Annotated in this window: 8 protein-coding genes and 1 pseudogene; all 9 read right to left on the reverse strand. The window is 42.7% G+C overall.

The window, feature by feature from the left end:
- Nucleotides 1-310: 310 nt before the first annotated feature.
- The 9 genes and pseudogenes from AB5706_RS14325 to AB5706_RS14365 all read right to left on the reverse strand — a co-directional run bounded on the left by AB5706_RS14325 (nucleotide 311) and on the right by AB5706_RS14365 (nucleotide 14,751).
- Nucleotides 311-2,404 carry a corrinoid protein gene (locus tag AB5706_RS14325; RefSeq protein ID WP_243243604.1) on the reverse strand — a complete coding sequence of 698 codons (2,094 nt, stop codon included), beginning with the start codon at nucleotides 2,402-2,404 and terminating at the stop codon, nucleotides 311-313.
- A 51-nt stretch (nucleotides 2,405-2,455) separates the two neighbouring features.
- Nucleotides 2,456-3,238 (reverse strand): annotated as a pseudogene (locus tag AB5706_RS14330) (methyltetrahydrofolate cobalamin methyltransferase); the annotation flags it as partial.
- Between the two features lie 379 nt (nucleotides 3,239-3,617).
- On the reverse strand, nucleotides 3,618-4,154 hold the full coding sequence (locus AB5706_RS14335) for a DUF2284 domain-containing protein (protein WP_195409250.1): 537 nt from the start codon (nucleotides 4,152-4,154) through the stop codon (nucleotides 3,618-3,620).
- A gap of 163 nt (nucleotides 4,155-4,317) precedes the next feature.
- Nucleotides 4,318-6,318, reverse strand: a complete 2,001-nt coding sequence (locus AB5706_RS14340) for an ASKHA domain-containing protein (RefSeq protein ID WP_243249474.1) — start codon at nucleotides 6,316-6,318, stop codon at nucleotides 4,318-4,320.
- Nucleotides 6,319-6,367: 49 nt separating this feature from the next.
- Nucleotides 6,368-6,772 carry an HI0074 family nucleotidyltransferase substrate-binding subunit gene (locus AB5706_RS14345; RefSeq protein WP_118577587.1) on the reverse strand — a complete coding sequence of 135 codons (405 nt, stop codon included), beginning with the start codon at nucleotides 6,770-6,772 and terminating at the stop codon, nucleotides 6,368-6,370.
- On the reverse strand, nucleotides 6,744-7,052 hold the full coding sequence (locus AB5706_RS14350; protein ID WP_226814871.1) for a nucleotidyltransferase family protein: 309 nt from the start codon (nucleotides 7,050-7,052) through the stop codon (nucleotides 6,744-6,746). The genes AB5706_RS14345 and AB5706_RS14350 overlap by 29 nt, the downstream gene beginning before the upstream one ends.
- A 286-nt stretch (nucleotides 7,053-7,338) precedes the next feature.
- Complete coding sequence (locus AB5706_RS14355; RefSeq protein WP_173715757.1) at nucleotides 7,339-10,716, reverse strand: bifunctional diguanylate cyclase/phosphodiesterase; 3,378 nt, start codon at nucleotides 10,714-10,716, stop codon at nucleotides 7,339-7,341.
- A 327-nt stretch (nucleotides 10,717-11,043) separates the two neighbouring features.
- Nucleotides 11,044-12,084 (reverse strand): alpha/beta hydrolase, encoded by a 1,041-nt coding sequence (locus tag AB5706_RS14360; RefSeq protein ID WP_173715756.1) that lies wholly within the window; start codon nucleotides 12,082-12,084, stop codon nucleotides 11,044-11,046.
- Between the two features lie 42 nt (nucleotides 12,085-12,126).
- Nucleotides 12,127-14,751: a glycoside hydrolase family 2 TIM barrel-domain containing protein gene (locus tag AB5706_RS14365; RefSeq protein WP_368366143.1), complete on the reverse strand. Its 2,625-nt coding sequence runs from the start codon at nucleotides 14,749-14,751 to the stop codon at nucleotides 12,127-12,129.
- Nucleotides 14,752-14,878: the final 127 nt, after the last annotated feature.

The following is a 14,878-nucleotide window of genomic DNA, read 5'->3' on the forward strand; positions in this document are numbered from 1 at the left end:
TACCTCTTTTCCCCATTCAATTTTTGTGTTTCCCCCGCGTATTAATTTCAATTATATCTTTTAAAAAAACTTTTTCTTCTATTTTCTTCCTGTTACTTTATACTTTCTTATTGTTTTTTGTACTAATTACACAAATATTATAATTATTCCTATTAGTTTTATATGAATTATTGCACGTTGTATATCTCATACAGACAACGCAAAGCGCCGACAGATTTACCTGCCGGCGCTTTTTGGTTTTTATTATGGAGTTAACAAAACAAACTTAATTTGAATATGGGTTACTTCCATCAATAAGACTGCATATGTTTCAGCGTCCCAGAGACTCTACAAAAGTTCCCTTCACATCGCTCCAGTTGCGGTCTGCATAATCAAGAAGATATGCAGCCTGCTCCATGGACATTTCCGGGAAAAGAAGGAAAAGGCTGTGGGAGCCGTATTTATTTACAATTCGGTCTACGTTGCGGATCCAGTCTTCAAACTCACCGGAATATACCTTTACCCAGATGGATTTGCCTGCTGCAATTGCTTTATCATAGATCACATCCCAATCCGGAAGGGTTCCGTCCGGACCGGCATCACCGCTGGTCCACTGAAGAGCATCAATTCCCTCAATTTCCATAAGCGCATCCATGTGCTTAATTGCAGCCGGACCATCCAGATGATAAAGTACATGATCCACATTTTCAGACTGACTGCGTAAGGACGGCTGGATATATTTACGGAAATCTTCCGGTGACATCATTGCTGAGAAATCGCACTGAAGCTTCACCGTTCTGCCTGGTCCCCAGATCTGGAATACGGTGTATGCATTTCCGCCTTCTTCATCTTTGATAACATCATAAAAACGGTCATAATATTCATAATAAATGTCCGTTACCTCCTGGATTCTTTCCCCGATCATTTCCGGCTCATCCAGAAGATCAAACAGAATATCCTGCGCTCCGCGAAGAGAGGCAAGAACATCAATGTTTTCCATAAGATCCGGCATATCCACATAGAAGTCATCTCCGGCAAGTGCCTGACAATCCTTTGCAAGCTGAAGATGTTTCTTAAACCATTTATTCTCCGGATCAAAGGTCAGCTTCGGCACACCGTCCCAGCCGTCCAGACATTTGTTAAACCATACTGTATCTTCTTTAAACCCAATTTCAGAACCAAGATAAGAAGCAAGTGAGCCTGGTCCAAAATCAATATTCAGATTCGGAAAGCTCTCTCCAAGGAATGCATGTGTCTGGCAGAAGTAACGATAGCGGTCAACAATTCTCTGAGGGTTCTGGTATTTGTCCTCCATATCTTTCCACTTCAGTTCTTCCGGCATATTATAGTATTTTCCCTGACAGATCTGATCCAGATAACCGCCCTCTACAGGTGTTCCGTCGGAGTACTGCTCCACCTCAGGTCTTCTTGCGATTACGCACATAAGCGGTCTTCCCGTGTTCTTATGCGCCCAGTAGTTGCGGAATTTCTCTTTGGCAGCTTCCATATTTACTTTGTAGCCTTCACCAGGTTTCGGAAGCTGAATTTTGCTCAGATCCACTTTATCCTTTACAAAATGAGGTGCCTCATGAAGCGGTCTGCGTACCCAGGTACCATTGGTTTCGGATGTTTCGTAGGAATCATCTTCCGGAGTTTCTTCTGCATCCGGCTCTGACTTTGTCTGCGCATCAGTCATCGCAATATTTTTCTCTTTGTCTTCCGCACCTGCAGTTACGCTTTCCTCGCCCTTTACTGAAACCTGGTCAAATTCCCCGGCTGCTGCCTTTGCACAGAATCCGGATTCCGCATATTTTTTTGCACACTCTGCTGCAGAAGCTGCATCCTCTGTGTATGCGTCTGCTCCGATCTCATCTGCAAACTCCTGGCTGATCGGCGCACCGCCAACCATGATCTTAATCCTGCTTCTGAATGGCTGTTCCAGAAGTGCTGCTACTGTGTCACGAAGTGACGGCATTGTAGTGGTAAGAAGAGCGGAAAGTGCTACAATGCTTGCTTCTTTGTGCTTATTTACCTCATCAATAAAAGTCTGGATCGGCACATCAACACCAAGGTCAATTACTTCGAAGCCTGCACTTTCGAACATCATTCCAACCAGGTTTTTACCAATGTCATGAAGATCTCCGGCAACCGTTCCAAGAATGATGGTTCCTGCGCTTCCGGCCTCTCCGGTTGCAAGATATGGCTTCAGTACTTCCACACCAGCCTTCATGGCTCTGGCTGCAGCCAGCATCTGTGGTACAAAAATAATCTCTTTCTTAAAGTTATCGCCAACAACTGCCATGGCGCCGATCATGGCGTCGTTGAGGATTGCAGTTGGATCACATCCTGCATCAAGTGCCTCCTGGACAGCCTGTCCGATTTCTTTATTTTTTCCATCCTGGGTTAATTTGAAAACCTTCTGCATTTTCTCATCAAGCGGAGATGCAGGAGCCGGCTGAGCGGCTTCCTCGGATGCTTTGTTTCCGAATTTATCAATATACTGCAGGCAGTATTCATCACGCTCCAGAAGTGCGTTTGTTGCATAGATCATACCAATCATGTTTTTGTTGGTCGGATCTACGATGGCACTGTCCATACCAGCATTCATAGCAAGAACCATAAATGCCTGGTTAATATTTTTTCTCACCGGAAGTCCGAAGGAAATGTTGGAAAGTCCACTGGTGATATGGATTTCCGGATATTCGTATTTGATTCTTCTGCAGCAGTCTGCAAATACAGTCAGCGCAGTCTGGTCTGTTCCCAGGGTTACAACCAGTGGGTCAATATGTAAACGGCTTGGTGCAATGCCGTACTGTTTCGCTTTTTCCATAATTCCGAAGAAAATTTTCATACGACGCTCTACGGAATCCGGAATTCCATCGTTATCGCAGAGAAGGGCTACGCACTCCCAGTCTGTGTCTGCGATCACTGGAAAAATCGTGTCAATTTTGTCTCCTTCAAGGGAAACAGAGTTAATAAGTCCCGGTCTTTTACAAAATGGAATGGCTGCAACGCAGGATCTGGCACTTGGACTGTCCACACAGATTGGTGTATCTGTCACTTCCTGTACAAGGTCGATCATCCATTTCAAGGTTTCTACTTCTACAGCCTCTTCTACTGAGGCACATACGTCCAGAAATGTGGCTCCCGCTTCTGTCTGCATTCTGGCTCTTTCTCTGATCAGGTCCGCATCCTTCTCAGCAATGGCTTTTGCAACTGACGGAATGGATCCGTTGAGCTTCTCACCAATAATAATCATGGCATTTTCCCTCCAATATGAAATTGTAATTGCTACTGTTCACTCCGTGACCAGTAACTTGTAATTTTCTGTCACAATCTTCTCCGCAAGCTGTAACAGTTTCGTTCTCTCCGCTGCAAGTCCTCTGCTAAAAGGACTTGCTTTTTACAAATTCATTTTATATCAATTGGGGGAAATTCCTCTTCTGTTATTTTCTCATTCGATTATACTATCTTACTGTGAATAATTTCACAGCTTAATGCATATGCAGGATTTCAGAGCAAAGCATCGTAAAATACTATATAAACTTTCATTTCTTTGTGCTTACACTCCTTCACTTGACACATATACAACTTTTCTTTGCGAAATATCTAACCACCTGCATTTCATCTTCTCAGTTTCACTTTAATAAATAACAGCTGGTATACGCAATCTTTCTAGGACCATAATAATAGTCAAGGTGGTTTGCCTGACAAACCTGCATGACCAGCATTCCATAGGCTTCCATTGAGGAAAAGGCCTGGTCCGGAAAGCGGCAGGGAGCGTCCGGACAGGTACAGGTTTTGCATTTTGTGCAGCAGCCTGCGCCCATTGGAAGCATATTCGGGTAAAATTTCCGCAGATCTTTTTCCAGGCTGTAAAAGGAGGCTTTGTGCATAGCTTCTGTGCGCATCATACCTTCCCCATCCATGGAATCCTCCAGCTGTCCCACTGTCTGTACCAAGATTCCAAGTTTATACTTTCTTACTCTTTGTTCGCATTCCTCCAGGGTTCCGCAGCCGGGCGGACAACTCCAGCATTTGTTGTATTTGTGACAGGAATCGGAGGCGCACATCTGGCGTACTTCTGGCTTTAGTTCAATGGTATCGCAGGCCAGGGGTACCACGTTGGTGAAACCGTGGGACAGGCATAGTTGTTTTAAGTCTTTGAAATTCATGTCTCTAATCCTTTTTTAATCATTATTATCCACAGATAACAATATGCAAAAACATTTTATAATTCTCTGTCTTCTATTTTTATATCTTGTTTCTATTTTTTATCTTGCTTCTATTTTTATAAAATCAGCACTAAAATTTCCTGTAATAAACACGGAAATCTCTTTACCTTTCAAATCCCAGCTCATCTACGAAACAATCCTGAAATTCCGGGCAGGCCGCCAGTTCCAGAAATTCCATGTTTCGCACTGCATTTTCAATCTCGTGACGCTCATTCTTATTTAGCAATGCAATCTTAGCACCTTCCCCGGCGATATTTCCCACACATTGTACTTTCTTCACAAAACTTTCCGGGATCAGCCCAATCCGGGCTGCGTTTTCTGCACTCATATAATTGCCGAATCCACCTGCCAGATACACGGTCTGGATCTGGGATTCTTCTATGCTTCTTTTCTTTAATAAAAGCTGGATTCCAGCGGCAATGGCTGCTTTGGCAAGTTGAACCTCGCCAATGTCTTTCTGGGTAAGATAGACTCCGCAATCATTCTCAAAACGCGACTGCCCACTCCCATTTTTTTCGTTTCTCTGTAGGCACTCCGTTTTCTCACTTTGCGCATCCTCTGACATATTCTGCTCACATTGGGCAAAAACAGTTTCTTGTGGTGGCACAAGCATAAACGTGTCTGATCTTTCCTGCCCACTGTGAAGAATTCCATTTTCCTCTAACAGACCTGCACGCAGAAGCTCTGCCACCAGATCAATCAGCCCGGAACCGCATAGGCCTACAGGCTTCTCACCGCCAATTGTGGTATACTGCCATTTTCCATCTTCATATTTTACATGATCGATAGCTCCCGGAAGCCCCCGCATTCCGCACTGGATCTTCGCCCCTTCAAAGGCTGGGCCAGATGCCGCGGAGCAGGCTGCCAGGCCATATTTATTTCCAAGAATCATCTCTGTGTTAGTTCCGATATCCAGCATTAAAGTTATTTCATCCTTCAGATCCTGTCGAAGAGCCAGAAGACAGCCACTGGTGTCTGCGCCTATGTATCCGGCGATATTCGGAAGAAGGAGCAACTGGCCTTTTTGGTGGATGTGAATACCATAATCGGCTGCGCGCAAAGTAAGGGACTGACTGATTGCAGGCGTATATGGCGCATGTACCAAAGAAGCCGGGGAAATTCCAAGAAACAGGTGGTGCATACAGGTGTTTCCAACAAGACTTACCTGATAGATATCTTCCACTCCAGGCATCCATTCAGCGCTTCCCAGCTTGCCATTGACAGCCTGTTCATTCGCTTCTTTCTTTTCATTTGTTACTTCGTTTTTGCGATTTTCTATATCTATTGGAAGGGCTTTTCGAGCTTTTACACTAAGGCTTTCCAGTATTTCATTTATTACCTTTCGTACACACGCACTTAACACATCTTCTCCATGCTCCAGCGCATAATTAGCTCTTTGGATCACGTCTCCACCGTACTGCATCTGAGGATTCATTCTACTCTCCACAGCTAATGTCTCCCCTGTTCTGCCATCCAGAAGATAACCTACAATTGTGGTTGTTCCAAGGTCAATTGATGCAGTAAACAACAGCGGATGTACTCCTTTATAATTATCTTCCTGTCTTTCCTTTGAAGCATCCTGTGAAGCGAAACAGGGTTGCAAATCCAGAATTTCATCATCTATGTAAATCACGTCCCATTCTGCCTCAGAGATTCTTTTTTTATAAAGACTTCCAGCTATTTCTATATCTGTTTTTATGTTTCGCTGAATCGTATGCGAAGCTTTTTCAGTTTCAGGGTTCTCATAAACAGCCTCCACCAGCCGCTCCCACTCTGACTTTTTTTCCCCAGTCTCCGGCTTCTCCAGCCACACTGTTTTCACCTGCAATTCTGGCTGGAAATTCACCTTTCTGGAAAATCCTTCGCTCAAAATTTTACCTCTATTTTTCTTCCCGGGAATCTCCACCTGACAGTCCTTTTCCACCTTCGTCTGACATGCCAACACAGGCTTTCCATCTACCTTCACCAGACATTTCCCACAGGTTCCCTGCCCTCCGCAAGGCACATCCGGCGCAAGCCCCGCCTGAATCTCCGCCTCCAGAACGCTGGTTCCAACCGGAATCTCTATACTAATCTCTTCCCTCACAAAATACACCTTAGCCATAACCCAAACTCCCTAAAAACAACCGACCGGGCATGCCCCGGTCGATGTATTATTCTTTCAGCAATTTTTCAACAGCCTTTTTGAAATCATATAATTTATCAATATACACATGAACAATTGTCCCGCAATGTTCTTTCACAATCACTCCATCATAGTCGTGTGCAAGCTGATTTCTTACTTTCAGCATATCCATCCACTCATCACCAGTAATCAGATTCGCCTGAAATGATTCTCTGAGAACTTCTCTTGGTGAGCCAGTGACAAATCCAGTTATTGCATAATACTGTACCAGAATATCTTTCATAACCTTCCACGCCAAGTCAAATGTAATACTGAATTTAGCACTGGTTCCACTAAGTACAAAAGAATCTGACAAATCACGCTGTTTCGCCTCCGCCAGAGAGTCCAGTGAATTTCTAAACGACTCAAATCTTCTTATAAATTTCTCGTCCATATTGTTTTATATCCTCCAACAACAGCTGATTCTGACAAGTATCAAGATCAACCAGATCAATTGTGTACAATGTTGGAATCTCTTCTAAATTCTCCTGCAAATCAAGAATTTCGTGTGAAGCGACTCCAGACACTGCAATATCAATATCGCTCCGCTCTGTCGCAGTTCCCTTTGCCCGGGATCCATACAGAATTATCTTCTGTGCCCCATACAATCTGCACCGTTGTATAATTTCTGTCATGACCTCATCAACGCGCATAGTTTCCCCCATTTCACTCATAAAACTAATTTCATTATAGGTTAAATCCCACGCAACGTCAATTTGCAAAATCTATCTAATTTATTGCCATCAACATCCAGTATCAAATTATCTCTATCATTTTTTCCATTTTCTCACTCATTTCCTAACTGCTTATCACTGATATTTTTTCAAGTTTTTAAAATGTATTTTTAAAACTTTTGTATTTTACATTTTTTTAATTTTATGTGCTGTAGCAGATTATTTTATACACACATAAAAAGAATCCGGCACAAAGCATTTTTATACACTTTGTACCGGATTTCTCTTATTTTTCTTGTACAAATTTTCTCACAAACTCTTCATACCCACAAGGCTTCCCCCAGAAATATCCCTGTGTGAATTCCGGGCACAGCTTTCGGATTTTGAGCCATTCCTGGGCACTTTCTATACCTTCGATACAAATCTTCATATCCAGATTATGAATCATGGTGCAAAACTGATTCAGAAGATAATATTCCTGCTCATCTGCAACTGCTTTCGCAGTGAAAGAACGGTCGATCTTAATGATCTCTGGTTTCAGCTCGCTGAGATAATGGAAGTTCGAGTAGCCGGTTCCAAAGTCATCCAGCGCCAGACTGATTCCCATTCGCTTCAGTTCTGTGAGAAAATGCTTCTCATTTATATTTTGTTCCAGAAGATCGCTCTCTGTCAATTCCACGATCACCGCTTCCAGCGGCAGCCCTGTCCTTTTCATTTCTGCACTGATATCCTGAATCACATCAGACTTAGAGGCCTGTACCTGGGAAATATTAATACTCATCCGGAACCCTGAAAGTATCTTCCTGATCTCACTGCATTTTCCCATAGCCTCTTTCATCATCCAGCGGCCAGCAGGAATAATCAGACCTGTTTCTTCCAGAATGGGAATGAACTCCGCCGGTGAAATCATTCCGAATTTTTCAGAGGTAAAACGCATTAAAGCTTCTGCTCCATAAGGCACTTTTTTGTCTTCAGCAAATACAGGCTGGTAAAAAGCTGTAAAGCCCTGAAATCCATTGATCACAGCTTCCCGCAGTTCCTGGGTGATCTCCCTTTTCCGAAGAAATTTTCTGTAGGTTTCCCCATTAAATATATAACAACGGTTTCTTCCCAGCTTCTTCGCCTCATTCAGGGCAAAATCCGTCAGCTTCAATGCTTCTGAACACTGATTTCCCTTTAATGCCGCAAATGGTACAATTCCTCCTGAAACCGTATACATGACTTTAAATTCATTGGTTTCAATAAATCTGTCTATTGCCTCTCTCACTTTATCATAAAGCTTATCCGCATCCTTCGCTTCGTCAGAAGCAACATCCAGAATCAGAAATTCATCTGCCACAAGCTTGTACACCTTCTGTCCTTCTGATGTACAGCCTGAAATACACTCCGCCGTTTTCTTAAGTACAAAGTCACCGTACTCCTGTCCGAAGTTATCATTGATTTCCTTAAAATGATCGATTCCTATACGAAGCAGATATCCTGTCTCCAAAGGAGTATCCAGCTGGTTCATATACTCCCGGAAACCAGACTCTCCCAATAGTCCGCTTACATTATCTGCCTTCTGTCTCTTTCCAATTTCGTTCACACAACCAATCATATAAAGAGGTTTCATGTTATCGTCACGGACCAGATACCCTTTGCAATGAATCCAGATCGGCTTTTTTTTCAGATCCAGCCAACGATATTCCATGCTATGGGTGCAGCGGTCTGTTTCCAGAAGATCATCAAATTCCGCTTTCAGTTTTTCATAATCCGGTGCATATACAAATTCCTTATGCTTCGAAATTACATTATGAAAACCATTTTTGGGAATACAGAAGCGTTCAAGAGCCTGATTTGCTATGTAATAAAAATCCGACCGAAAGTCAACCACATATGGGTAATTATCTGTAGTCGGACTAAGAAGATCGATCACACTGCAAAGCTCATCCACAGACATGCTCTGAAACTTTTTCTCCTGCAGGATCACCTCATCTGTGATCTCCTCTGTCGACTGCTTACTCATACGGGAGAGCAGATTGTCCAGACCTGCTGACCGTGCCACCTTCTTTCTGCGCTTCTGACGGTACAGCATGGTATCACTTCGTCTTACAATATCCTTAAAGTCAAAATCTATATCAGGCTGATAATAAGCATATCCGGCTGACATGCTGAGTGGATACTCCAGCTTGTTCGTTTCCGCTGTTTTTTTCAAAATCAGCTCCAGCGCCTTCAGCCGTTCCGGAATCATATCCTTCTCATCGCTATGATATACATATGCAAACTCATCGCCGCCAATCCGAAAACAGTTCTTTACATTCTGAAATGCCTGACTGATACACTGATAGCATAGCTTCAGCGCTTCGTCTCCCTTTTCATGCCCAAAATTGTCATTGATCACTTTCAGATTATCCAGATCAAACAGAACTACACCTGTTGTACGAAGTTTAATATCACTTTCCTCCAGATATTTCACCATGTCCTCGTAAGCGTTTCGGTTCATGGCCTCTGTGAGCATATCCATGTTGGCTATTTTCTGCAGATAGATCACCTTTTGTTTCTGGATGTATTGATCGTAATATTGGGAAACCTGGATCCAGATCAGCATAATGATAAACAGCAGGGTTCCTATGGGAAGCAAAATGGATGTCTGTTGAAATTTTCTCAAATAATAAAGGAACATTTCTACCATTCCGAATACTATGAGCACACACATAGGATACTGGAATTTCTTGGCTTCATCGTTGCCTTCTTTTCTGGCCTCGTAAAGAATGAGGGCAACTGTGTAAACTGCATTGGCAACCATAATAACATGGGTTGCGGGAAGCAGCCGGAATATATCAATAATTCCCGTACACTGAAGCAGAACGTCAGCTGCCATATTCGCAAGATAAAGAATGGGAAAAATCAATGCACCTTTGTGGTATCTGCTTTTGCAGATATCATATAGCAGAAAATTAAAGGGTACCGGGAAAAGGAAGAATGAAAAATAATCTACAAAATACAAAGTTCTTCCATCCGGAATCAAAAACTGCAGGAATCCACATTGTGCCAGTGTCCATACTGCAATCAGCAATGAGAAAAATCCAAGGTTTAAAAAGACCTCTATCTTCGTTTCTGTCTTGTCTCTTCTTTTTCTTCGCACTGCTCCCAAATAAAGCAGCAGGCAGATGATGCTTGCAAACAGGATCCCGCAGCTGAGCAACAGGGTTTTAAAGCTGTCCATTAAAATTTTCAGAACGCAATTGCCCCGTGTTCCGTATACAATGCTGACTTCATTTCCATAATAGTTGTCATATACTGGAATAATTCTGACCTCAAGACTTTTACCAGCGCTGTCTTCCGGAATATTCACAATGTGCCAGCAGCTTCCCGGTGACTTCATAAAGCTGGGAGCATCTTCTTCATTTCCGTATTCGTATATTTTTTCTCCGTCCAGCCACACTTCTGCAATGGTGTGTGTGGTTTTAAATAAGATTGATCTGGGATCATCGAAGTCTTCGGGCAGAGCAATATTCTCTGATTTGATTTCTCCATCTGTCAGTTTTTTTGTTTCAAACCTAATCGTATTATCCCAGAGCAATTTTTCCCTGGCTGTACTCTGACTGAATATCCAACCTGAAAAACCAATTGCAAACAATCCAAATACGAACAGAGTGATCCATAGTTTTTTTTCTATTTTCATAGTTTCTCCCTACTATATAAAATAGCACTGCTCACTAAGTGCACAATGATCACCTTGTGCTGCAATTCTGTGCAAAATTTACCCGCACAGAATATTACCTGTAAACAATGACTTACAACTCATCAAAAGATATATATAGACAGCATATCAAACCCATTTAGCTTTTTCAAGGTTTTGACAGATTTTGTTAAAACCTTTTTATTTGAGGGCAAAAAAATATCTGACGGGGCAATTCTGCCCTGTGCCAGATATTTTCTTCGTTTCTGTCAGCTTATGTGTCTGCCGATTCTCCGGTAATCACGCTCATATTAATGTATGCGACTTCCCTTATGCAAATTTCTCATCCAGATATTCTTTCAGGATTCCCAGATTTTCATCACTGTACAGCTGATCTGCCGCATGCTTATAATTATGAAAAAGCTTAAATTCCACCTTATCTGTCCCAACAATTCTTGTAAGCAGTGCATTCAGTCTCTCAGACTGCAGATACGGAACATCTAAATCCGCATCACCATGCCAGATCAATATATCCGGGCTGTTTTTCTCCGTAAGATTTTTCTCAATATAATATAATGGACTATAATTGTTTTTCTCATCCTCAGTAAGAGTTTTTACATCCTTGCGCATCCAATAAGATTCTACATCTTCGTAGCCGGTATCTTTAATTGCTCCCTGAAGCCACAGGCTGGCCGCCCAGCGGACAATTTTTGGAATCCTCAGCTCCCTGTAATCATCTTCCATAGTTCCGAATTCCATACAGCCGTAATAGTCCAGAATCACCTGAACTTCACTGGAAACAGGATGGTTCTTATCTTCTCCGATAAATGGAACACTATTAAATTCCTCATCATTAGAAGCGCCACAGATCACTGATAAATACCCCCCAGCTGACTCTCCCCAGATTGCAAAACGCTCCGGATCATATCCATATTTCTCTGCATTTGCACGAAGAAAACGGATTGCCGATTTCACATCTTCCACTCCGGCCGGAAAGGCTGCTTCCTGGGCAAGACGATAGTTAACGGATGCACATGCATATCCATGATCGCGGAAATAGCGGTACATCAGCTGCGCCTGACGGGACTGGCTGTCATTGTATACGAAGCCGCCCCCATGTACCAATATGATCAACGGCATAGGTTCTTCACTGTCCGGCACATACAGATCCAGATAATCATTTTCGGAAGTCTCAGAATATGGCAGCTTCTCATAAGCTTTTCCACCATTCCATTTGGAAGAATCATCCAATTTCACTGATGGAGAGTATACATTATGAAAAACCACACGAACAGCTTCATGATTGTAACCTAGAATACCAACTATAGCAGCAAGACAGATTCCACCTATGATAAAACCTTTTTTCTTCATTTGTTCAACCTCTTTTCCACCTTAAATCATAAGTCTTTCACTTCATTCACATGGAATTTCCACCACATAAAACCGTTCTTCATCTGCCACGGTAACCTTCACCGGTCCGTTTCCATCTGCCTGTACAACTGCCATTGCCTCACCATAATAAGTCGCCACAGTATGGTCAGTATAATTCCCTTTTACATAAGGAGCCGGGCTTCCGAGTCCCTTCAGGACACCATTTTCTACTGTTACTTTTATGTTATGTTTCTCCATTGGTTTCCAGATTCCCTTGCTATCTGTGTATTGCAGTTGAATAAATGCAAGGCCCTCCGGTTTTACGGTTTTCTCCTCTGGGCGCACCTGAAGAACCGTTTCTTTTCCTGCTGTATGTAATGAATAACGGTTGATTTCTCTTCCGTTTTCATCGTAAGAAACCGCCGTTATCTCCCCATTCTGATAGGTGATATTAAAGTTTGCACGGCATTTTTTCACTTTCTTTTTACCAGCACTTTTGCCATTGATAAACAGCTCAACCTGTGCAGCCCTTGCATAAACTTCTACCTTCGCCGGTTCTCCGTTACAGCCATCCCATGCCCAGCTTTCCAGAGCTTTTGTCAGCTGCCAGCCAGTAAGACGAAGCTTTTCTTTCTGATAAACAGGATCAACTGCAATAAACGGACCTGTCTCTCTTTCAAAAGCGACTCTGGTATATGCAGCCTCTGCACGCGGCTTTCCGTTCAGGTCAATTCGACCGTTTCCGCCTGTCATTCTCGTGGCGGGATCTTCAAATTTATAGTCAGAATACTCTGCTGCACCATCCCCGACTTCTCCGATATAATCCCATCCTGCCCACACAAAATCACCGATAATTCTTTTATTTTTCTTGGCAATTTCCCAGAAACTATACGCATCTTTACAGAAGGTTTCACTTCCAAGAATCAGACGGTTCGGGTACTTTTTCAGATCATGTTTGTAGCGGAAAATACCGTAATTATAACCTGCGATATCCATGTTTGCGTAGGCATCCTTCGTCCTTAAATCGCATGGATAAAGGGTGGCACCACACTTCATAAAGTAGTCTCCAACCAGACAGGCAAGAGTATTATAGAACTCGCTTCCTACTGGCTTTTTCTTCTTTTCCGGCTTGGTGCTGCCTAATCCTTTTTTTCCATTTTCTGTGGCTTTATTTACTGTCTTTTCACCACTTTTAACTACTTTTTTCTCATTCTTTCCAGCTGCCTGAGCGGCATTTTTCTCTGCATTTCCAGCGCTCTTTTCTGCCTTGTCATCACTGTAAACACCAAGTCCTATGGAACTTAAGAAATTGAAGAAAATGTTGATTCCGCAGGTAACAGGACGGGTGGAATCCAAGCTGTGAAGGTAGTTTGTCATATCGCCGGTGAGGGCAATTCCCTTCTTCTGGGCGGTCTCTGCAACCTCATTTCCTGTGGAGTACATGATCACACTTGGATGATTATAATCCTTGTCAACCATGTCTTTTAAGTCCTGTTTCCACCAGTCAGCAAGCTGTCCGGCATAATCATATTTAGTCTTATGAATGTACCACACATCTACATATTCATCCATCATCAGCATTCCCACACGGTCACAGGCATCCAGAAGTGCCTTAGAGCAAGGATAATGTGCAGAGCGGACTGCATTGTATCCATTTTCTTTGAGAATACGCATTTTACGTTCTTCTGCTTCCGGATACGTACATGCACCAAGCACGCCATTATCGTGATGAAAGCATGCACCGCGAAGAATCACACGCTCTCCGTTAATGGTCATTCCTACCTGAGGATTCCAGATCAATTCACGGATTCCGAAAGTTTCAGTTACTTCGTCTTCACCGAAAATTGCTTTACAGGTATAGAGATTCGGGTGCTCTGTATCCCAGAGCTTTGCGTTTGGAACATCCAGCTGGAAGATGGCCTGGTATGCTGCTTCCTGATTATTTTTTTCCGCTTCCACCTGCGCCAATTCACTCTTCTGTCCATTTTTTCCAGTCTGTACTGATTCATTTGGCTGCATGTTTTTATTATCTGATGATATTATTTTGTCATTGTTTACATTTCCTATTTTTGTACTTTCACCAATTACTCTAAGTACTTTAGAGCCCTCAAACTCAATCTTCAGGGAAACCTCTCCCGGCGAAGAAGTTTTCACAACGACCTCAATTCTCGCCGGATCATAGCTTAAAGTACGGATTTTCACGCCGTTTACCGGAATATGTTTTTCTTCCCCAACATACAGATAAGCCGGACGGTAAATACCGGTTCCCGGATACCAGCGGCTGTTTGGCTGGTCAGCATTGCGCGCAATGACTTTGATCTCATTCTCTTTTCCATACTGAAAAAAGCCCTCTGTATCCACATAAAAATTGGTATAACCATAAGGACGGTAAGCCGCTTTTTTTCCATTTATGTAAACTTCACCATTGTGGTAAATACCCTCAAATTCAATGAGGACTTTCTTATCTTTATACTCCTCTGGCACAAAGAAATTCTTGGTATATTCGTAATCCCCACCAATATACCATCCAATATTTCCCTCGCCGGTACTCTCCTGAGTACGCGGCTCACTCAGCATTGCATCATGTGGCAAAGTCACCGGATAAGCTTCCTCATCCCTGGTAAGACACCTGCATATCCAATCCTTGTTAAAATCAATTTTCTGCATACAGTAAACTACTCCTTTCTGAAATCTCTGTCCTTAAACCAACTACCTTTTCGGCATTCTCGTTCTGTTGACAGTTTACTGCTTTTTCCTATCTCTGTGGAAGAATTAGCGTGAACAGTCCTTTTTT

It is taken from the genome of Ruminococcus sp. RTP21484sp1_RTP21277st1_D2_RTP21277_210401 (genome assembly GCF_040924225.1).
GTDB classification, from domain to species: domain Bacteria; phylum Bacillota; class Clostridia; order Lachnospirales; family Lachnospiraceae; genus Blautia_A; species Blautia_A faecis.